The sequence below is a fragment of the Nostoc sp. genome (genome assembly GCF_036917155.1).
GTDB lineage: Bacteria > Cyanobacteriota > Cyanobacteriia > Cyanobacteriales > Nostocaceae > Nostoc.
On record NZ_JBALDZ010000014.1, the window covers coordinates 40,453 to 61,131 of the forward strand.

The following is a 20,679-nucleotide window of genomic DNA, read 5'->3' on the forward strand; positions in this document are numbered from 1 at the left end:
TATAGTATTATAGCATTATTGCTTTTTTTGCGTTATGCAAAAAAGCAATAATTCCCAATCTGCTTTAGCTAACCCATGTTTTAGCTTGTAACCAGATTTGAACGCACCCCATCTAAATCAGAGATTATAGATGGGGATTCTTGCGCTATGCAACCTCTAGACTACGTAGCGTTCCCAGAGTTACTGGCGTTCTCAGTGTGTCGTTAGAACTTTTGCTTACGAACACTCTAGAAAAGGTTTTATCACCTTGAATTAGACAATACCAATATCTAGCACCGATGTTATAAGATGCTGATAAATCACAATTATATTGCTTGCCACTTTTAAAGACAGCAAGAGAATAATTATTTTTATTTCGTTTAACCTTACCGCTTCCATCAAAAGCATAAGCGCTGGTATATTTGGGATTGATAGCTTGAACTTGTCCTCCTAATTCAGCCCATCGATCTGTCAGTATATCAACAATTTTTGCATGACACCAGAGATGAAATTTCTGCTTGATAAGCGAACCATTATGCCCAGCTTTAGCCTTCCAACCAGCTAAACTCTCAATCACAATTACTTTGACATTATGAGTCTTTGCGAACTCAACAATACCTCTAGCCACTTGACGCGAAATTTCTAAATTAATGTTTGAGGACTTGCGGTAAAGTTCCTTACAGAACCCTTTTTCGCGTTGAGTTTTTGTAATATTTTGAGTCTGTTTAGACTTTTTAGCAATCATCATTCGGCGTTGATTACGACGGTCTATGTCTCTAGCGGGATTAAGGAATTTCCGCGCCTTTACAGTACCGTCCTTTCCTACTACCGCGCAGGTTGCTGCGTTATTAATGCCCAAATCAACACTCACTACATAATCAGAATCCTCTCGGTTAATTTTGTCAATTTTTACTGGCATCGAAAGTTGACATTTGTTCTTACTGACGACTAAAGCAGGCGAACATATTTCATTCCCCGAAGTTAAGTGGCGATTCCGCCCATGACCTTTTACCTTAATTCCACTAAGCCACACCCAATCAGTTCCACTCCAAACCTTAACAGCAACTGTTTGATAATTTAAGTTGTAGCGAATCTGCTGACCTTTATACAACACTGGGTATGTATTGCAGATTGCAGTCAGACGCGGTGGTTTTGCATCCTTTAAGTTAAATTTATTGTTAATTAATTGTGCCTTGAACCGTCAGGCATAATTGCCTCATGAAGGTTTATGCCACTGAGGTTAGCTCCCCTAAGGTCGGCTCCCCTCAGGTTAACTCCTCTGAGATTCGCCCCTGCTAAATTAGCGCTTCTGAGGTTAGTCCAACTTAAATCAGCTTGACTCAAGTCAGCTTCACTGAGGTTAGCTCGTAACAGATATGCACCAGCGAGGTGAGCCTTGTTCAGATTAGCTTTGTACAGGTCAGCTTTGTAAAGATAAGCCCCCAACACCTCCGCCTCGTATAAACTTGCCTCGCTGAGGTCAGCGTCAATCAAGTTAGCTTCAATGAGGTTGGCAAAAGAGAGGTTAGTCCGCATCAGCTTTGCTGCACCTAAATCGGCATCTCTCAAGTTAGCGCCTCTTAAATCGGTGCCAATTAGATTAGCAAATGCGATCGCAGCGCCTCTAAGGTCAACCCCACTCAAGTCAGCTCCAATCAAATTCGCATGACTCAAATCTGCATGTCTAAGTATAGCACCACTCAAATTAGCAACACTGAAGTTAGTCGCACTCAGGTTAGCTTCATTCAGGAAGGCTTTATAGAGGTTGGCACTACTGAGGTCAGCACCGCTGAGGTTTGCCCGCACGAGTAAAGCATTACCCAAATCTACCCTCCTCAAGTTTACCCCCTGGAGGTTTGCGCCTCTGAGATTATCGCCTTGCAGATTCGCGGCGCTGAGGTCTGGTTCAATCTGGGGATTTTTCTTTCTCCACTCAATCCATGTCACTGCACCTGCTTTGAGTAAAGTTAGATGCTCTCGATTTGCCATTTTCTCTCCTTTACTCCTGACGCCCACCCAAAGAATTTACCCGACCTGCCACACTTTCAATGGCCGTTAACGCTCCCGCCGCACCTGCTAGAATATCCTGTTCCTGTCCACCTAAGTAAAGCCGTCCAAAACTACCTACAGCTTGAACCTCAAGAATATTAATCCTCGCTGCTTTCTCCGCTTCATTGGCAGCCAGTGCGGCGTAAGCAGCAGGCTCCACTTCTAATACATATAGTGTTTGACCTGCTAGTAGTAGCTGTCCCCGGCGCGTGCGATTAATCAGTTGTGTTTGATAAGCATCGATGTTGCGGATAATCTGACTAGAAATAACACGCGGTTTGAGACATTCCTCTCTTTTGACTCCTAGTGCTGCCAAAATAGCTTGACCAGCTGCTCGCGTTTCGCCTTGGGAGCTAGAATGAACTTCCAATAGTCCGTATAATCGTTCAACTACCTGTACTCCTGGACGGACAGAGGCAGATTTCAGGGCTATATCCGTAATCTTATTAATTTCGATACCAGGAGAGATTTCAATCCACAGTGATGTATCTCCTGGTAATGGTAAGAAGCCTTGAGCTACTGTTCCCATATATGCTGCATGTTGAGGTTGCAGGTTGTCGAGAAATACGAAACTGCGTAATTCTATGCCCAAGATTTTGCTCTCCAGTCGTGAGGGTAAAAGTTATCTATATGCAAGATATAAGCGCCTAACTTGACAATATAGGGTATTGAGCAGCGCAAAATCCGTTTAATATATCTACACGTGTGTGTCAAATCGCAATTATAGAAGCCAATGCTTATTTAGAAGACCATCGTCGTCGTGGGATAAAATCTACTTTGATCAGACGACATAATTTTTGTTTAACACAGCTGCTTTGTAAATACCTTGACCATTTTACATTACCCCAGTTTTACTCCAAATATTTCCGAAACATATTACAATCGGAACCGCAAGGATTTAGATATCAATGAATATGGCTCTTTCTTGCTATAGTTATTCTTCCAAAACTCTTCCCACAAACGCCTGTAACTTCCTCTCCCTATCCTCCAAATCAGGCAAATAACTGCTAAACTAAGAGAATTAAAAAATATTAACCCCGACGAGTTAGTTTAATTATTTTGGCAACTACCTTGAGATAGATAGGGTAAACATTACGCGCTTTTTCATGAGGAATCTCTGGCTAGGAATGAAAAATCCCTACTACATATTTTATTGATTTTGTCAATATGTAATCCCTAGTATGGTCTAATAAATCAGCAAGGCCTTCTGTAGACTGAATCTATATTCATGCTTTTAGTAGATGTAGTTATGACTTTGCAAATGCAATGATATATATGTACTCGAACAATAAATAGTTGCTGTTGTTCAAATAAAAAAATCAGACTTTATCAGACTCCAGTAACTTTGGGTTTTAGCCAATTGTTTGATGTTTTGAGAAGGTAATACAATGAATAAAATCCTAAAACGCACACTTCTACCCAGCCTCATGGCTGCAAGTTTAGCTGGTGTCACCTTAGTTCCCGCCAAACCCGCTGCTGCTGACGACCAAGTACTGAGAGACGCAGGTATTGGTGCTGTTACCAACGTTGTCACCGGAGCTGTTAGGGGAAATGGTAGTGTATTAGGCAATGCTGTTAAGGGTAGTGTGACTGGTGCGGCCGTAAATGGTGCAAATGGTCTGAGAAACACTCGCGGTCGCCGTCACCGGAACCTTGGTCAAGATGTCGGAGTTGGTGCAGGGGCTAGCGCAGTCACAGGCGTAGTTACTGGCGATGGCAGAGATACCGTTGGCAATGCTGTTGATGGTGCCGCTGTCGGTGCAGCAATCCATCTATTAACCAATGGTAAATAATTCGTAAAGTCATCAGCTGAAATATTTTCCAACGGTTAACGAACCTATCCTTCCCTAGTTCCTCTCTCTCCGAAAAGGAGCAAGCCAACCTCCCTTCCTGACTAAGGAAGGGAGGTTGGCGGGTTAGATTTATATTGAGATATATGTCAACTGTCAAAATCGTATGATGTTAGACTTAATACACCTAATACTAAGACCTAGCCCTTCAACGCCTTTCTAAAGTTTCGACGATAGGATTGATTTGTAATAAACAAAGCTGGCCATAGCAAAGATAAACGAATACGATTGCTCAAGGCTGGATTAAAATTAGTCCGCTCAAACCCATTCCAAAACTTCAAAACGCCGACTCCGTAGGCGACTATCAAGGCAAAAATAATAAAGTTACCCATTCCCATCAACTCCGTTAGTAACTGACAGAATTTAAGTTAAGTTTTACCACACGAGGTAAGCACTTCATAACCAACATCGAGAAGGTATCAATAAACTCCTCAGTCTCTGACATCTAAGTTCAGTTAAATACACATTCTCTTATTCCAGTGTAGAGTAGCCTCACCCATTGCAACTAGTTATCAGTGGTGGCAAGCTAGTCAAAGGACGTAAAAACATCATTTCATCATTAGACATCTCCAGAAATTAAATATGCGTTATCCAAAACCCTTGTAGAGACGTAGCAGTGCTACGTCTCTACATTCATTTTCACCAGATGTCTATTGATATACTGAAACTGTAATCGCGCTAGTTGGAGGCTCAATACTTTGCACCTGTCGTCCAAAGGCTTGAGGCGGGCTAGATAGTAATGAAGTGGCCCTGATTATCCTTATGCTTCATCTACCCACCCAATAAAGATAATATAGTTCATCACTCGTCCAGCCTCTCTCAAAATCTTTGATTGGAACAATTTTCAAATCATTGCGGTTGACATTCAGTTTTTTATTTAAAATCAGCAAAATTTTCTTTTGCTCATCTTGATTCTTGAGGAGGAAATTAATTTGGCTTAATATCTCAGCTTGTTCGACATCTTGACGACCTTTTTTAAATAGGGTAAAGCTTCCCATTCTTTGAAGCTCAGGATAGTAAAACTTTCGATTATTTTCATCAAAAATATTGCCACAGATGCTATTAAAATCTGAGGTAAAACTTATTCATTTATCAAATAATCTCCTGATTCTTTAATTTTTCCCCATTTCTACTTATCGTAGCTTTCTGGTATACCTACTGGTGATAAACCTGCGATCGCTCGTAAATTTTGGCAACGAATCAACTCGGTAAAATTGAAACTGGCACGCCCTTCAATTTTGGCTACCGCTTCAATTGCAGATAATAGGTGCTGTGCTGCTTCAGCTTCCGAATGACCGCGCCGCTGTGCTATTTTAATTGCAGCAGCATCGGCATTTAACTCTGACTCTTGAGATTTATTAGTACGCCAGATCCGAAAAGCAGCGATCGCACTTAATCCCCCAGCTACAGCTACACCCACCACATCTGACTGTGCTGCTTCCAAGAATCCGCCTAACAACCCAGCTAACACCGCACCTTGATAAATGTCCGATTTAAACCACTTCACCCCCGTTAACCAGCTAACCATCTGCAACAGCAGCAAGTCTCGTTGCGGCTTTGTCAAGCGACGCCACAAATCGAAATTAATATATATCGGTCGCGCCTGATTCCAGGGTTGGGGAAAGGAGGCATCAATCACTTTTGGCTGCTCTGGCTTACTAACAAGTTTTGTCGTCATCCGACCAGAAGCAGGCATCACATCTAACAAACGGCGAATTTCAACATTTGGCTCCATAAATTTAATTATCGAAAATTTGGGTTTAAAACCCTGTCATTCTAGGATGGCTTTATCCGAGTCATGGTATCATAAAAAAGTGGTAATTTAAGGTCGAACCATGATTGTTTACGAGTTCAAGGTGAAAGGTAAAGATCAGCAATATCGCGCAATTGACGAGGCTATTCGGACATCACAGTTCATTCAAAATAAGTGCCTGCGCTACTGGATGGATAACAAGGATTCAAAAGTAGATAAGTACGCTTTGAATAAGTACTGTGCCGTATTAGCTGCTGAATTTCCCTTTGCTGATGAACTAAACTCAATGGCAAGACAATCTGCTGCTGAACGTTCTTGGTCAGCAATAGCTAGATTTTACAATAACTGTAAGAAAAAAGTTAAGGGTAAAAAGGGGTTTCCAAAGTTTAAGCAAAACTGCCGTTCCGTTGAATACAAAACATCAGGATGGAAGCTCTCTGAAACCCGTAAAGCCATAACTTTCTTAGGTAAAAAGGGTATTGGAACCCTGAAATTAAAGGGAACATACAACCTTAATTATTACGACATCAAACAAATTAAGCGTGTCCGCTTAGTGCGTCGCGCTGACGGGTATTATGCTCAATTTGCAATCGATGTTGATATTAAGGTAGAGAGTCAACCAACCAATCAAATAGTTGGCATTGATTTAGGGCTGAAGTATTTCATTGCCGATAGCAAAGGTAATGTGGAACCTTCACCCCAGTTCTATCGGAAATCTGAGAAGCAGTTAAACCGAGCTAATCGCAAAAAGTCCAAGAAATTTAGTTTAGCGAAGAAAAAGACTAAACAAAGACAATCTAACAATTACCACAAAGCTAGAAACAGATATGCCCGTAAGCATTTAAGGGTAAGTAGGCAACGAAAAGAGTATTGCTTAAGACTGGCATACTCCGTCATCCAATCTAACGATTTGGTAGCCTATGAAGATTTAAATGTGAAAGGGTTGGTAAAAAATCGACATCTAGCTAAATCAATTTCTGATACTGGATGGTACACTTTCCGCAGTTGGTTGGAATATTTTGGGCATAAATATGGGAAGGTGACTGTTGCTGTTCCTCCCCATAATACAAGCCAAAATTGCTCTCACTGTGGTGAGAAAGTGAAAAAATCTCTATCTACAAGAACCCATGTTTGCCCTCATTGCAACTACGTGGCGGATAGGGATGTGAACGCTAGCATCAACATTTTGAGACTAGGACTGAGTACGGTAGGGCATACCGGAATTTACGCTACAGGAGATTTGCCCTCTTGGGCGGTTGGTGTAAGCCTGCTGTCTAACGGCGAGTCTATGAATGTAGAATCCTCCTACCAATAGGCGCGAGGAGTGTCAATAGCCATAATGTGCATAGTAACTAAGTGTGTAAAAAATAAACTTTTCGTGTTAACCTTTGATTTGTGAGATGCGATCGCGGTCTTGAATAGATTCAAATCAAGACATGAAAATACTGATTAAGCAGTTTGATCGTGTGGCGGAATTCTATAGTATCCCTTTGCCGCCCAATTCAAAACCTCAAAGTTTTGGATCACCATTGAGACTACACTTGTAACTACATGGATGCTTTTGCTCCCCTCCCGCCTGAATGGACAAATCAGGCAGTACATGCATACAATTTTTGCTGTCCTAACTGCCACTCAAGTAGCCTAGAAGCTGAAAAAGTTTGGCTAAATCGGCGATCGCCTGTACTTACAGAAGACCGTCGTCGCAAATGGCAAGAGTTCTACTACTGTCAGTGTGGTTCTGCGTGGTGGGCTTGGAGTAGCGATCGCCCCCCAAAAGATATATCAAATCAGTCAGATTATAATCCCACATAGCTAATTTTCTTCCCAAACAAAACCCCACCTAAAAGTGGGGTTTTGTTTATCTAATTCCGAGCTTTAGATTTTATCACCAATTTTAGAAGGTGAAGGTAGTACGTAGAGTACCGACATATTCAGTATCGTTATTGTTGTTGTTCTCTGGATTGAAAATTACCAACAAACCAGGTGTGACTTGAATATTATCGGAAACCTTGTATTTGTAAAGACCCTCTAAGTGATAAGAGGTACCAGTGTCAAAAGGACTACCTGTTGTTACGCTGCCACCAGTAACTTTGGGTGCTTGACCAAAGATAATACCTAAAACGTTGCCTTCTTTGCCAAAGTCTCTCAAAGCAAGTGTTGCACCATAGTACCAAATCTCTGCATTTTGACTAGGGCCACTAAGAGTAGATGCAGTTGTGTAACCTCCCCAACCACTAAGAGCCAACTTCGGGCTAAATTGGAAGGTAGCTTCTACACCGTAATTGTTGGATTCAGCGCGAATACCAGCCACAGTCCCAAAGGGGCTGTTAGCAAAAGCGCTACCTGTACTTTGGAAGAAGTTGTTAGCAGCATTGCCAGCTAGGTAGGTGTGGGCATAGGTCAGACCAATATTGAAGGCTTTGTTGGGTTTGAAAGATAACTGTCCGAAGATAGTGCTATCACCATTGAATAGCCCGTTATTAGCGGCGGGATTATTAGCACCAAAGGCATTAATGATAGTACCGTTGTTACTACTCTGTGCTAAATAAGCACCACTCAAGCTAATAGGACCTTTAGGATTAAAAGTCACAGTCAAACCAGCACCATTTTGACCTTGACGGTAGATGGGGCTGAAACGTCCATACCGAGAGATAGCACCTGTACCACTGCTCTTAAAGTCAGGATTGAAAACGTCGACGTTTTCGTATAGCTCACTATTGCTAACATCAACTTTGACGCGTACTGCATCCTTAAGGTTGAAAGCATAGTTGATTTTATCTATGCTAACGCTGTTGTCGGAAGGATTTGTGTCATAGCCCAAGCGGGTCATGTTAGTACCGGTCACACCACTATTACTGATGGTATTCCCAGCTTGCAGACGGATTTGCAACTGGTCTGTACCAGTGAAACTGCTGTACAAGTTCAAACGAACTCGGTCACTAAAAGTCGTGTTGGAATTCAATTTGTTAGTAGAAGGAACAGCACTAGAAGTAGATGCTCTGTTGCCACCAAAAGCGTCAGACACGCTGAAAATTGCTTCCCCAACCAACTTGGTGGTAGTTGAGAATTGATGAGCTTCCAACTCAGAAGTGCGGGCTTCTAATCCATCTACACGACCGCGCAGAGTTGCTAGTTCAGCAGCATATTCTTCTTGTAAGCGCTGTAAAGTAGCCAGGTCTTGTTTGCTGACCAAATCGGCTGTAGCTGTAGCAATCAGTTCGTTAACCCGGTCTAAACAGGCATTCAAACCTGCGGCAAATTCATAACGGGTCAAAGCACGGTTCCCACGATAGGTACTGTTGGGATAACCTGCAATACAGCCATAGCGCTCAACTAGTGATTGCAAAGCTTGGAATGCCCAATCCGTAGGCTGTACGTCCGAAAATTGCGAAACTGATGTTACCTGATCAATATTGTTAGACTCTTGAGCTTCAGATAACTGGGAAACATTTGTATCGTTGACTTCAGCAGCTAAGGCACTATTTGCAGTGAAAAATGCAGCAGCTAAAACAACTGGACTAACCTTAAGAAGATTCCAGAACCGTTTTGTCATGTTATTTACTCTCACTCACACCTACTAATCCGATGATGGTAAAATGCTTAAAGCACCTTACTTTCAGGAATTTTACACACAATCACACCCACGATTATACATTTATCCTCTGAGAAATACAAGTCATTTAATATAGTGCTGAACTATAATTTTTAATGAATTTATTTGGTATGCACAAAATAATGCGGCGCTTGTGACGTAGAACTGTCCCTTCTTCCTCAAGCTCTTGTAGGAGTCGGGTAACTGTTACTCGCGTAGTATTTAACACTTCAGCAATATCTTGATGGGTAACATTTAAATCAATTAGCTTGCCCTTATCTACTTCACGTCCAAATTTTTCACTTAACCATACCAAAAATTGCCATAAACGTAGCGAAATTGGTTTTCGATGCACAATACTTAGTAGATCCTCTGCCTGTTGAATGTGAGACAACAAAGCATTAATATCTTGATGCCACAGATGAGGTGGCACAATGCTTACTTCTACGCCAGTGAGGCATTCAATTTGGTAAGGCTTGACCTTAGACAAAGGATAGCCAATAATATCCCCTAGTCCCCAATAACCGAGAGTGATGAATGTTCCATCTTCACTCCAAGTTAAAGTACGAACTGCACCATGCTCAATACGCCAAAGTACGTCATTTTGAGGTGGAATTACTTCCCGACGGGTAAATATCTGCTGGGGTAATTGTCCGCCCAAGGCAGAGCCATTTGACACGGCAGAGGAGTTTGAAGTAGGACTTGTGGAATACATCATTAACCGTAACTACACAATTATCAGGGAATCTCGCTATTGAGAATGATTAAGAAACTCTAATAATTTGTATCAGAATCTACCTGTATATTTAAAAGTCTATTCTTCTCAATCAGAGCGAAGGACTAACTCCAAATTTTCTGATGGCAACAACTTTTGGTTTAAGGTATCTATCAGTCAGATAGACCCGGAATTTTTTAGTTGTTTATCCGTTACTTTAATTGTGCAAGTTTAAGAAGAGGTAAGCTTTTAGTAAAATGTTTAACTAACTTAATTTTTAATAATTTGGTATTTTCTGAAGACTAAGTAAGTATGTAGGCACAAATAATTATGAAGATTAGGGTAGAAATGGTGCTGATTTCAGCTGGATTCAGATCCCCGACTTCTTGAAGAAGTTGGGGATCTGGGCAACACGTCCATTAAGAGCGTTGACCAGTGACAATATATGCTACTCTTTGACCAATATTAGTGGCATGATCTGCCATGCGTTCTAGACAACGAATTGCCAGTGCTAGTAGTACAATTGGCTCGACAACACCAGGTACATCTCGTTGTTGGGCTAAAGTCTGATAAACGCGATCGTAGGCATCATCGACAGTATCATCTAGGTGCTTTAAACGGCGTCCACCAGCTTCATCGAAATCTCCCAAGGCCTTTAAACTAGTTGCTAGCATCGCTTGGGCGTGAAGGGACATAGCTTCAATTTCTGGCAAAGACGTATGAGGCGCATAAGGAAAAATTTTAATTGCAATCTCAGCCAAATCTTCTGCATAATCGCCAATGCGCTCTAAATCTCGCACCAACTGCATAAAGGCACTTAAACAGCGCAAATCTTGAGCCGTAGGCGCTTGCAGCGTCATAATTGCCGTACAGTCTGACTCGATTTGTCTATAAAAGCGATCGATTTTTTTATCTAATCGGGGAAGTTCTTCAGCTGCTGTTAAGTTACGAGCAAATAACGCTTGGTGGCTGAGGCGAAACGATTGTTCTACCAAGGCACCCATGCGTAATACATCCCGTTCTAAGCGCCTAATGGCGCGTGCGAGTTGTGGTCTTTGAGGATTGGGACTATAATCGATAGCTTTCACACTTGTTGTCTCAAAGGTGAAGATATTACTAACTATAGTCTTGGCTTAGGGAGTTTGCCATAACTTCAGGAAATTGGAGCTGCATCCACGCACCACCGGTTTCTGGATGGTTCATCGCTTTGATTGAACCACCGTGGGCGATGAGAATTTGCTCAACGATCGCTAATCCTAATCCATTGCCAATGATCGCTCCGATGGAGTTACTATCTTGAGGGGAATGGGTTCGGGCTTTATCTCCTCGATAAAATCGCTCAAAAATATGGGGTAAATCTGCCTCAGAAAATCCGACTCCAGAATCAATCAGATTTATTTCCAAGATTGGGGAAACAGCATCGCTCTCATTATTAATTGAGCGGATTTTTGCTTGGACGTGAATGCTTGTATCAGGAGGACTGTACTTAATGCTGTTGTCTAGCAAGTTGAGAAAAACCTGGTAAATCCTGGCTTTATCTGCCTTAATCCAAATATTTTCGGGGCCAGAATAAGAAAAAGACAGATGTTGACGCTGTGCCAAGGGTTCTAGAGTTTCCCAAACAGATGTAATTAGCGATCGCAATTCTACAGCTTTGGCTTGCAATTGGATATTTGGGTTTGCTTCCATTTGGGTAAGATCTAACCAGCTTTGCACTAAGTTAATCAGCCGATCAACTTCTTGCATCAAACGGTTAACCCAACGATTTAAAGGTGGTTCTAAGCGGTTTTGTAAAGTTTCTACAACTAAGCGAATCGAAGTGAGCGGCGTTCTGAGTTCGTGTGCTAGATCAGAAAAAGAGCGATCGCGCACTTGATTTATATCTAATAGGGGTTGACGATTTTCCAAAAAGACTCCCACTTGTCCATTGGGTAAAGGCAAGCTAGAAGCCCGCAAAGCTAGAGATTTGATTGTTGCCATCTCTGCCGCATCATCACAAGATGGATGAAATATCCATTCTCCCCTTTGTGGTTTTTGCAAATCACGAGTTTGCTCAATTAAATGGTCGAGTTCATAAGACCGTACCAATTCCAATAATAAGCGCACCTGTTCTGGTTGCCACCTTTGCAGATACAAAATTTCCTGCGCCTGTCGATTGCACCACAGCAGTTGATTTTCCTCATCCACCTGCAAATATCCCACTGGTGCAAAATCTAGCAGGTCTTGGTAAGTTTGCAACGACTGCTGTAAATCTTGCCGCTGCTGCTTCACCATCGCTATTTCTTGCCGCAACCCAGGAATCAACAGCAGTCCCATCTTGGAAGAATGGGAGGTTAACGGTCGGAGTAAGCGCCCCAGGTAGCGGTTAAGTTGAACCTGTTGCCAAACCCAAAACCCAATGCCTACCGCTAAACCCAGAAAAAATCCCAATAAAAGCATTTGAGTTGTTAGTTTCTTGGTGACTATTAAAAACTAACAACTATCTAAACTAATTATCCAAACCTATAGCCAAAACCTCGTACAGTCACAATATATTCGGGATGGCTGGGGTCTTGCTCTAATTTTTCGCGCAACCACCGAATATGAACGTCTACAGTTTTACTATCGCCGACAAAATCAGGCCCCCAAACCTGATCGAGCAATTGTTCGCGTGACCATACCCGACGGGCGTAACTCATAAACAGTTCCAGCAAGCGGAACTCTTTGGGAGAAAGACTCACTTCTTGACCGCGAACCAGCACGCGACATTCTTGGGGATTCAAGGAGACATCCTTAAATTTTAATACTGGTATTTGGGGTAAATTACTTAGGCGTTGGCGACGGAGTAAAGCCCGACAACGAGCCACTAATTCACGCATACTAAAGGGTTTGGTCAGATAGTCATCAGCGCCCACCTCTAACCCCAAAACCCGGTCAGTTTCACTACCCTTAGCACTAAGCATTAAAATAGGTACTGGGTTGCCTTGATGACGCAGCAAACGGCAAATATCTAGCCCATTGATTTGAGGTAGCATCAAATCTAGAATGACCAGATCGAAGGGAAGTTCCCCTGAATTGGTTTCAAAACTTTTGAGATACTCGATAGCAGACCGCCCATCGGGGGCAGTTATCACCCCATAACCTTCTTCTTCCAGAGCTACAGCTAGCATTTCCTGGATTAATTCTTCATCTTCTACTACTAGAATACGGCTGGTTTGTCCAATGTCCGTTCTAGCAGAATATTTGGTCGATTCAGTGGTGTACATTGATATCACAAAAGTCTAGGACTGTGCTTGTATCAATTAGGATTATTGAGTCTATTATCCCGCCTTACTGTAACCGCGCTTCTACTAAGGTTAATTCTTTTAGATTTTCTTTACAAAAAGTAACATATACCACAGTAGTCTGATCAAACAGGAGTCAGAATGGGCTACGCCCCGCTGCGCTAACAGAATTCAGAATACTCTACCCATAAAGGGATAGAGTTTTCAGGCGAGAATATTGTAATTTTTTTCGCCCACCAGGGGCGAAAGCGCGTAGCGGGACGTTCGCGGTAGCGTCTCTAAGAGTTGTACGGTTTTAACCAATATTCATTAGACATCTCCAGAAATTAAATATGCGTTATCCAGAGTCCTTGTAGAGACGTAGCACTGCTACGTCTCTACATTCATTTTCACCAGATGTCTATTACCCACTCGTACAGAATTCATACTGAATTCTGACTCCTGAGTTCTGAATTCTTCTTATAAATCGTCAATCACTATGGCTGCAAGCTTCTAAGAATTTGTCTTGACAAGAGGAGATTCGGTTAGGTATATTTGTTTTAGTACAGAAGTACTATTGAGTCTCAAAGGGAAAACTATACCTGAAAAACAGAAGGACACATCTGTGGAAAATTCGTACCCACTTAAGTGTTGGATGTTGATCATTTCAGTATTTCCACTGCGTTAAAAATGTTAATTCAAAGGCTACTCTGATGTCTGCATAGGGTAGTCATTAGTATGGCTTGCTACCCAATAAATCATTTGCCTATTGAAGGGAGTTGGAAGATGACTACAGTTGGAGTCAAGGACAGCAAACAACAACTAATGCAAGCATTTCAACAAATTATTATCCAAAGAAAAAAGCTGGAATCTAAAATAGCAACCAAACAAGAGGAAGCAGAAAAGGCAAAAAGTCAAGAGATTCTGCAAGCAGCTTCTGCATATACAGTTGATAGTATTGTCAAAGGTTTAGCTGATTTGCAATTGGAGTTTGGCAGTATTCTTAACGCATTATCTGAAAAATTAGCTCAAGAAAATTCTAAGTTAGATGAATTGAACCGAGCTATAGAAATTGAAACTCAACGCCTACAAGAACTGCAACAAATCAGAGTTGTTGCAGATACTCTAGACGTTTTGAGTCAAGAACACCAAGAAAAATTAAAAATTCTTGAACAAGATACTATTAGTAAAAGGGAAGCACTAGAGAAAGAAATTACAATTAGGCGGAAGGAATGGCAAAAAGAGCAAGCGGAGTATGAAGAAAAACTCCAGGCATATAATGAGTTATTAGCCAAAGATCGCCAGCAAGAACAAGAAGAATCTCAGTATAAGTTAGAAACTACTCGTAAACTCAATAGAGACAGCTACGAAGCGATAAAGCGCCAACAACAAAGGGAAATACAAGAAAATTCTCAAAAGAAAGAGAAAGATTGGGCAGAACGAGAAAAAATATTTGCTGAACGCCAACCACTCTTTGCAGATTATGCACAAAAAGTAACTGCATTTCCTAACGAACTGGAAGAAGCTGTTAAGAAATCTAGAGAAGAAGCAATTAAAGAAACAAGCCAAAAAGCTAAAATTGAGGCTGATTTATTTGAAAGAGAATGGGAATCTAACAAACAGAGCTATGAACAAAAAATTCAATCTCTGGAAGAAACAATTAAGAAACAGTCTGAGCAAATAGAAGGCATTTCTGCTCAATTGCAAACTGCATTAAAACAAGCACAAGACTTAGCTATGAGGGCTTTTGGTAGTTCTAATCCTAAATAGTTGTGAGTCTATAGCATCTTAATCATCTTTAATTCCTGAAGAGGAGGTTTGTTGTGGTGGGGAAAAAACCGACTGATAAGAATACTAAAGTAGAAATTCTTCAGGCGTATGAGGAGTTAGCTAAAGAAAAAGCAGCGCTAAAATCGGAACTCGATCAAGTTGCCAAAGAAAACCAGTCTGGAACTAAAGAACAGCCTAAATTAGAACAAAAAACAGCTATGAATCAGCTTTCTAGTGTCCAACAAAAGATGAATAATACAATTGAAAGCTTGGCGAAGATTCAATTAGGTTTTGGCAGTGCTGCTAATGAATTATCAGAACAGCTAACCACAAAATCCTCTAAGTTGGAAGAAATTAGGCGAACTTTAGAAGAAGAAATTCAACAATTAAGGCAGTTGCACAATTTAGAAATTTCTGATGATATCTTGGATACTCTCATCCAAGCCTATGAAGATAATACTAAAGCTTATGAGGAAGAATATACCCGACGTTCTGAAGTGTTATTTCAAGAAATACTAGAGCAAAGGAATGCTTGGGGAAAAGAACAGGAGGAACAGCAACGGACGATAAAAGAACGGAATGAAAACTTGAATAAAACTAGACAACGCGATGCTTCAGAGTATAAGTATAATTTAGAACTCCAGCGGCAACTGCAAAATGACGAATACGAACAAGAGCAGAAAGGGCTATATAAGCAACTGGAAGAATTACTACAAGAGACAGAAAAGCAATGGGCTGAACGGGAGAAAGCAATTTCTGAACGAGAGAAACAATTTGAAGAGTTAAAAGCTAAGGTAGAGGCTTTTCCGAAAGATAAAGAAGCAGCCATTAAAAAAGCTACGGAAGAGGGCAAAGGCATTGCTCACTACCAAGCTAAAATAAAATCAGATTTATATTCTAAGGAAGTGGAAGGGCAAAAGCGTTTCTATGAACAAAGACTGCAATCTCTAGAACAAACTATTACTAATCAAGAAACGCGAATTCAAAATCTTTCTAAACAACTTGAATCCGCTCTCAAACAAGTTCAGGATTTGGCTGTTAAAGCTATTGAAGGTACTTCAAATGTTAATTCATATCAGGCAATCAAAGAAATAGCTTTAGAACAGGCAAAGACTCAAGCAAAAAATAAATAAGCTGATTGATTTTTGATGGTAATTGTAGAGACTTAATTTAATTTAAGTCTCTATCGCAATCCTGAATTATTGGCGAACACCAAAATCCCCAACTTATTAAATTAAGTCGGGGATTTGCTGGTTACTGTGCTGAGTGCTGAGTGCTGAGTGCTGAGTACTCTCAGTACTCAGTACTTTTGCACTATGGTAAAAGCCCCGCCCGAAGTCAAGCGGAATCAACAATTCGTTTGGAGGTTGATACCCCGCTCGCAAGTGGCGCGGTCTTTCAACTCAGCACTCGGTACTCGGTACTCAGCACTCTTCATTATACAAGTAACTGTGATACTTTTATTCGGTTTTCTTTGGTTTTTTGATATCTGAGGGAGGTTGTATTTTCTTCTTCTTTGTTCCGCTAGCCTGTGTTTGATTTGATGCTTTGTTGGAATTTTGTTCTTGACTAGACATAATACTAAGTTGTAAAATCTAATGCAATATTATCTACATCACGGGTGTTCTTGATTACATCAATATATCACAGAGAATTTAAGTTTAACTAAAAAAAGTTATTAGATAATGTTGCTTAAAGTAGCTAAAGTCCACGCAGAAATTAGTGATGCGCGAAATGATTTTATTCCCTTCGGGACGCTTCGCGAACACAAGTTAACGACTCGATTGGTACGTGAAAACCAAACGATTGCTGTTGAGGACTTAGCTGTGAAGAATATGGTTACAAATAGAAAACTTGCTCTCTCTATTAGTGACGCTAGTTGGGGTGAATTGGTCAGACAGCTTGAATATAAATGCGATTGGTATGGTCGTACTTTTGTCAAAATTGACCGATGGTTTCCTAGCTCTAAGCGATGTGGACATTGTGGACATATTGTAGATAAATTACCTTTAAATATCAGAGAGTGGGATTGTCCAAAATGCAGCACACATCACGATAGAGATGTCAATGCTGCTAAGAACATTTTGGCTGCGGGACTCGCAGTTTCAGCGCCAGTCACTCATGGGGGAAACCCCCATCGCCCTTGGCGTCTCCCCTTGGGAGAAGACCGCGCTGGCTTGTCTGTGGAGCGAACATAAGACCCGATAGAGATATCTCTAAAAGGCAGTTGCAAAAAACCAGCAATGGAAAGAAACAGAAACCTAAGTCGTGAGTCTTAGGAATCCCCGACCGTTTACGGCGGGGAGGATGTCAAATGAGTCAGCGATCGCTAAGTAGATTTACACTGGAATCTCTATGACAAACTCTGTTCCTTCGCCAAGCACAGAATTGCAACTCAACCGCCCATTATGGATTTCCTCGACGATTTGACGAGCGATCGCTAATCCTAATCCCGTTCCTTTGCCAACCTCTTTAGTTGTAAACAGGTGGTTAAATATCTGCGCTCTAATCTCCTCTGGCATCCCCTGACCGTTATCTCTAATGCGAATTATTACTGTGCTTTGGTCAGTGGATACTTCGGTGTGAATGAGTATTTGCTGATATTCATCTCGCACTTGGGCATAAGAATGCCCCTCAATGGATGTATCTAAGGCATCAATGGCATTGGCAATGATATTCATGAATACTTGATTTAGCTGTCCTAAAAAGCACTTGACGGGTGGTAAATTGCCGTATTCGGTGACGACTTCGATCGCTGGACGTTTTTCATTAGCTTTGAGGCGATACTTCAAAATTAACAAAGTACTCTCAATACCTTCATGGAGATTACAAGCAACTTTTTCGGCTGTATCGGCTCTAGAGAAGGTACGTAGACTGGTACTAATATCTTTAATCCGTTCTGAAGCCACCTTCATCGAACTTACTAACTTTGGTAAGTCTTCAATCAAGAATTCTAGGTCAATTTTTTCGCTATGCTCAATAACTGCGATCGCAGGAGTGGGATGATGTTCTTCAAATAATTGGATATGGGTGAGTAAGTCTTGAGTATACTCTTCGGCATTGTTGAGGCTACCTTTGAGAAATCCAACGGGATTATTAATTTCATGTGCCACCCCAGCAACTAAATTGCCCAAGGTTGCCATTTTTTCATTTTGCACCATTTGTAATTGGGTGCGCTCAAGTTCTTGCAGCGATCGCTCTAGTTGATGGGAATAATTCTGGGATTCTTGATAAAGACGGGCATTTTCTAGAGAGATGGCGGCTTGAGTGCATAGCAGTTGGATCACTTCGGTGCGATCGCGAGTAAATACACCAATTGTTAGCGGATTTTCTAGATATAGCAACCCGATGATTTTACCCTGGTTTAATATCGGCGTACACAAGACACTCTTAGGTTGTTGCTGCATGAAATATGGATCGGCAATAAAATCAGTTTGTGCTGTTGCATCATCCAGCACAACAGTTCTTAAGCTGTGTTTGACATAGTTTACTAATGTAATCGGAATGCCTTCGTTGGTTGATAATGGTACAGATAGTAGGGTAACTGCTTCATTGATATTGGCTACAGCTTCAACCACTAGGTTGTCTTGTTGAAGTACAAGCAGAATAGCTTTTTGTGCCCCAGCATTTTCCATGATCACTTGCAAGAGAGTAGTGAGTACTTGCTCTAATTTAATTTCACTGGAAAGAGCTTGTGAGGCTTTGAAGATGGTGGACAAATCGAGGGTTTCAGAAATACTGCTGCTAGAAAGATTTGTGTGAATGGTTTGATGTGTGAACGATGATGTATCGATGCTTGAACTCAGTTGCAAGCGATTTAGTTGCCCTTGCAAGACGGGAAAAAGGAGTTGAGGATAGCGTTTTTCTAAGTCCTCGGTTTTGGCTTTAGCACCCCAACGGGCATAGCAATAATAAGCTTCCTGCATGTAAACTTGAGCGATTTTTTCTTTGCCCCAGTCGAGGTAAAACTTAGCAGCTAATTCATTACTTAAGGCTTCTTCTTGGACATATTTGTTTTCTTTAGCTAGAGTTATGGCGCGATCGTACAATTCCATTGCTTTGTTGTTTTGCAGCAAAACCCGATGCCGTTCTGCCTCGACTAAGTAAAATTTGTGTTGATGATTCATCGGGGCATGATGCGCCCATTTTTTCAGTTTTTTCTGATGAGATGTTACTTTTTTAAGAATCTGTTTTTGCTCAGTCGCCTTTGCTGTAGGGTAGAGATTCAGTTGGGTTAGCGCCTCATAAAAATAAACTATTGGTACAATTGCCGCCGATGTTACCCCATCTAAATAGGTTATGGCATTAATTGCTGCCTCAGATGCTCCGGTATAATTTTCAAACAGGTAGCAAAGTATGAGTTCATTGGCATAGCTAAAGCTTAATCCAGTGCGATCGCCTGCTTGTTGTTGTAATGGACGAATAGTTTGGGCATCATAAACGGCACCTGATAAGTAGCTGGGATTAGTAGGCTGTCCCAATAAATTTAAGATGGCTTGACGAAATGAATTAATATATATCTGAGGTTTTTCTTGTCTAAAATTGTTGTAGACCTCAGCATAATCACCCATCTGTTTTTCTAACTCGGCTAATTCCTGCCCCATCAAATATCCATGAAAACTACAGCTATAGCTAGCCCAAGCAGCATATTCAATATCTCCTGTTTCTAACCCCACTTGATAGGCTTCAGTTAACGGTGCAATTGTGTCTTGAAGTGCTTGATGCCAGTGATTAATAAATGTTTGAACAATGAAGAAGGTTCTCGCTTTTAATTCCTTGCTATGGAATTTTTCGAGAACTTGTAATGCTAATTGACCAAATTTATAACCTGTCTCAATATTTCCTAGAATGCCACACTCAATCAATCCATACCAAGCATAGCCAAAGGCTGATGCTGCCGCATTGCCGTACTGCATCGATAAATTGACTTCGCTCAAAATTATCGGTGGCAGTAAATCTGGACGAGCAATATAAGCTGTTGAATTCGTACTAGCTAAAATTCGGATTGCGGCTAGTTGCTTGCCCCCTGTCATGTCAGGTAAATCAATCAAATTTAAAGGAGATTTACCTAAAAATCGTAACTTGGTTTGGGCTAAACTAAGTAATGTTTGCGTTTGATTTGCTTGAGGAGATAGTTTAACACCTAAGAGATTTAACAGTGCGATCGCAGTCTGAATCGAATCCTCAAAACGACTCTGGGCTAAATAAGATTGGATTTGGATTTCAATCGATTTAACCCGATCTAGTAAGACTTTAGCATGTTGTTGAACTTGCTTGACAAACTCTTCTACCTGATCAAATTGACCCATAAGGTAGGCTGCCGAAGCAGCTTCTTCATGCAGGGCTAATGTGAGTGAATACTGTTGTTGCCAGCTATCTGTTCTCAATAGCTGAATACCACAACTGATATATTCTATTGTATTAGCATAAGCCGTTGATAGTTTAGCTTTTTGCCCAGCCAGCAAATTTAACTGTGCTAATTGATCTCGATCGGACTGTCGAGTGATTAGCTTTACACCAATATTTAACTGATTAACAATCTCAAAAATTCTCTCTTCTTGCTTTTTAATAGATATTTTGCTTAATAGCAGTTGACCAATTTGCAGATGGATAGATTGTTTGTCTGCATCTGGGATCCCTAGCTATCTAATTGGTATACAAAGCAGGTAAGCTGATATTACACCTACCATCGGTAAAAAATTAGTGATAGTAAAGTTGCCTCGCCATCG

The 20,679-nt window shown here is 41.1% G+C and carries 18 protein-coding genes; 6 read left to right on the forward strand and 12 right to left on the reverse strand.

Annotation, left to right across the window (positions count from 1 at the left end):
* Window positions 1–145: 145 nt before the first annotated feature.
* The 3 genes from V7K67_RS01935 to V7K67_RS01945 all read right to left on the reverse strand — a co-directional run bounded on the left by V7K67_RS01935 (window position 146) and on the right by V7K67_RS01945 (window position 2,620).
* Window positions 146–1,093, reverse strand: coding sequence for a transposase (locus V7K67_RS01935; protein ID WP_335165042.1), 948 nt, complete (start codon window positions 1,091–1,093; stop codon window positions 146–148).
* A 68-nt stretch (window positions 1,094–1,161) separates the two neighbouring features.
* The gene (locus V7K67_RS01940; protein WP_334732747.1) at window positions 1,162–1,968 is read right to left on the reverse strand and encodes a pentapeptide repeat-containing protein; all 807 of its coding nucleotides are present in this window, start codon (window positions 1,966–1,968) and stop codon (window positions 1,162–1,164) included.
* A 10-nt stretch (window positions 1,969–1,978) separates the two neighbouring features.
* A complete protein-coding gene (locus V7K67_RS01945; RefSeq protein ID WP_104908762.1) occupies window positions 1,979–2,620 on the reverse strand; it encodes a hypothetical protein in 642 nt (213 codons plus the stop codon).
* A gap of 796 nt (window positions 2,621–3,416) precedes the next feature.
* Between V7K67_RS01945 and V7K67_RS01950 the strand changes: the two genes are divergently transcribed.
* Window positions 3,417–3,821: a hypothetical protein gene (locus tag V7K67_RS01950; RefSeq protein ID WP_334706629.1), complete on the forward strand. Its 405-nt coding sequence runs from the start codon at window positions 3,417–3,419 to the stop codon at window positions 3,819–3,821.
* Window positions 3,822–4,018: 197 nt separating this feature from the next.
* Here the strand turns inward: V7K67_RS01950 and V7K67_RS01955 are convergent, their stop codons facing one another.
* The 3 genes from V7K67_RS01955 to V7K67_RS01965 all read right to left on the reverse strand — a co-directional run bounded on the left by V7K67_RS01955 (window position 4,019) and on the right by V7K67_RS01965 (window position 5,613).
* Window positions 4,019–4,210 carry a hypothetical protein gene (locus V7K67_RS01955; protein ID WP_334706630.1) on the reverse strand — a complete coding sequence of 64 codons (192 nt, stop codon included), beginning with the start codon at window positions 4,208–4,210 and terminating at the stop codon, window positions 4,019–4,021.
* Between the two features lie 435 nt (window positions 4,211–4,645).
* Window positions 4,646–4,876 carry a hypothetical protein gene (locus tag V7K67_RS01960; protein WP_334706631.1) on the reverse strand — a complete coding sequence of 77 codons (231 nt, stop codon included), beginning with the start codon at window positions 4,874–4,876 and terminating at the stop codon, window positions 4,646–4,648.
* A gap of 131 nt (window positions 4,877–5,007) precedes the next feature.
* The gene (locus tag V7K67_RS01965; protein WP_334732748.1) at window positions 5,008–5,613 is read right to left on the reverse strand and encodes a DUF3318 domain-containing protein; all 606 of its coding nucleotides are present in this window, start codon (window positions 5,611–5,613) and stop codon (window positions 5,008–5,010) included.
* 100 nt (window positions 5,614–5,713) lie between these two features.
* On the opposite strand from V7K67_RS01965, the gene V7K67_RS01970 reads away from it, so the two are divergent.
* Entirely contained in the window at window positions 5,714–6,946 is a 1,233-nt protein-coding gene (locus V7K67_RS01970; RefSeq protein WP_335165045.1) for an RNA-guided endonuclease InsQ/TnpB family protein, read from the forward strand.
* Between the two features lie 236 nt (window positions 6,947–7,182).
* Window positions 7,183–7,443: a hypothetical protein gene (locus tag V7K67_RS01975; RefSeq protein WP_335165047.1), complete on the forward strand. Its 261-nt coding sequence runs from the start codon at window positions 7,183–7,185 to the stop codon at window positions 7,441–7,443.
* A gap of 82 nt (window positions 7,444–7,525) precedes the next feature.
* Here the strand turns inward: V7K67_RS01975 and V7K67_RS01980 are convergent, their stop codons facing one another.
* The 5 genes from V7K67_RS01980 to V7K67_RS02000 all read right to left on the reverse strand — a co-directional run bounded on the left by V7K67_RS01980 (window position 7,526) and on the right by V7K67_RS02000 (window position 13,183).
* The gene (locus tag V7K67_RS01980) at window positions 7,526–9,184 is read right to left on the reverse strand and encodes an iron uptake porin (protein WP_334732751.1); all 1,659 of its coding nucleotides are present in this window, start codon (window positions 9,182–9,184) and stop codon (window positions 7,526–7,528) included.
* 127 nt (window positions 9,185–9,311) lie between these two features.
* Entirely contained in the window at window positions 9,312–9,941 is a 630-nt protein-coding gene (locus V7K67_RS01985) for a Crp/Fnr family transcriptional regulator (RefSeq protein ID WP_334732752.1), read from the reverse strand.
* Between the two features lie 416 nt (window positions 9,942–10,357).
* On the reverse strand, window positions 10,358–11,026 hold the full coding sequence (phoU, locus tag V7K67_RS01990) for a phosphate signaling complex protein PhoU (protein WP_334706636.1): 669 nt from the start codon (window positions 11,024–11,026) through the stop codon (window positions 10,358–10,360).
* A gap of 28 nt (window positions 11,027–11,054) precedes the next feature.
* Window positions 11,055–12,377 carry a sensor histidine kinase gene (locus V7K67_RS01995; RefSeq protein WP_334732753.1) on the reverse strand — a complete coding sequence of 441 codons (1,323 nt, stop codon included), beginning with the start codon at window positions 12,375–12,377 and terminating at the stop codon, window positions 11,055–11,057.
* 53 nt (window positions 12,378–12,430) lie between these two features.
* Complete coding sequence (locus tag V7K67_RS02000) at window positions 12,431–13,183, reverse strand: winged helix-turn-helix domain-containing protein (protein ID WP_179065367.1); 753 nt, start codon at window positions 13,181–13,183, stop codon at window positions 12,431–12,433.
* Window positions 13,184–13,966: 783 nt separating this feature from the next.
* On the opposite strand from V7K67_RS02000, the gene V7K67_RS02005 reads away from it, so the two are divergent.
* The 3 genes from V7K67_RS02005 (at window position 13,967) to V7K67_RS02015 (ending at window position 17,148) form a co-directional block, all read left to right on the forward strand.
* Window positions 13,967–14,950, forward strand: coding sequence for a hypothetical protein (locus tag V7K67_RS02005; protein ID WP_334732754.1), 984 nt, complete (start codon window positions 13,967–13,969; stop codon window positions 14,948–14,950).
* A 53-nt stretch (window positions 14,951–15,003) separates the two neighbouring features.
* On the forward strand, window positions 15,004–16,083 hold the full coding sequence (locus V7K67_RS02010) for a hypothetical protein (RefSeq protein WP_334706639.1): 1,080 nt from the start codon (window positions 15,004–15,006) through the stop codon (window positions 16,081–16,083).
* 552 nt (window positions 16,084–16,635) lie between these two features.
* Window positions 16,636–17,148: an RNA-guided endonuclease TnpB family protein gene (locus V7K67_RS02015; RefSeq protein ID WP_335165049.1), complete on the forward strand. Its 513-nt coding sequence runs from the start codon at window positions 16,636–16,638 to the stop codon at window positions 17,146–17,148.
* A gap of 141 nt (window positions 17,149–17,289) precedes the next feature.
* Here the strand turns inward: V7K67_RS02015 and V7K67_RS02020 are convergent, their stop codons facing one another.
* Entirely contained in the window at window positions 17,290–20,415 is a 3,126-nt protein-coding gene (locus V7K67_RS02020) for an ATP-binding protein (protein WP_335165051.1), read from the reverse strand.
* Window positions 20,416–20,679: the final 264 nt, after the last annotated feature.

Coding starts and splice junctions, on each gene's coding strand:
- V7K67_RS01975 (WP_335165047.1), top strand. CDS start 7,183: ATGGATGCTTTTGCTCCCCTCCCGCCTGAATGGACAAATCAGGCAGTA.
- V7K67_RS01950 (WP_334706629.1), top strand. CDS start 3,417: ATGAATAAAATCCTAAAACGCACACTTCTACCCAGCCTCATGGCTGCA.
- V7K67_RS01965 (WP_334732748.1), bottom strand. CDS start 5,613: ATGGAGCCAAATGTTGAAATTCGCCGTTTGTTAGATGTGATGCCTGCT.
- V7K67_RS01995 (WP_334732753.1), bottom strand. CDS start 12,377: ATGCTTTTATTGGGATTTTTTCTGGGTTTAGCGGTAGGCATTGGGTTT.
- V7K67_RS02000 (WP_179065367.1), bottom strand. CDS start 13,183: ATGTACACCACTGAATCGACCAAATATTCTGCTAGAACGGACATTGGA.
- V7K67_RS02015 (WP_335165049.1), top strand. CDS start 16,636: ATGTTGCTTAAAGTAGCTAAAGTCCACGCAGAAATTAGTGATGCGCGA.
- V7K67_RS01980 (WP_334732751.1), bottom strand. CDS start 9,184: ATGACAAAACGGTTCTGGAATCTTCTTAAGGTTAGTCCAGTTGTTTTA.
- V7K67_RS01940 (WP_334732747.1), bottom strand. CDS start 1,968: ATGGCAAATCGAGAGCATCTAACTTTACTCAAAGCAGGTGCAGTGACA.
- V7K67_RS01955 (WP_334706630.1), bottom strand. CDS start 4,210: ATGGGTAACTTTATTATTTTTGCCTTGATAGTCGCCTACGGAGTCGGC.
- V7K67_RS01960 (WP_334706631.1), bottom strand. CDS start 4,876: ATGGGAAGCTTTACCCTATTTAAAAAAGGTCGTCAAGATGTCGAACAA.
- V7K67_RS01970 (WP_335165045.1), top strand. CDS start 5,714: ATGATTGTTTACGAGTTCAAGGTGAAAGGTAAAGATCAGCAATATCGC.
- V7K67_RS01985 (WP_334732752.1), bottom strand. CDS start 9,941: ATGATGTATTCCACAAGTCCTACTTCAAACTCCTCTGCCGTGTCAAAT.
- V7K67_RS02005 (WP_334732754.1), top strand. CDS start 13,967: ATGACTACAGTTGGAGTCAAGGACAGCAAACAACAACTAATGCAAGCA.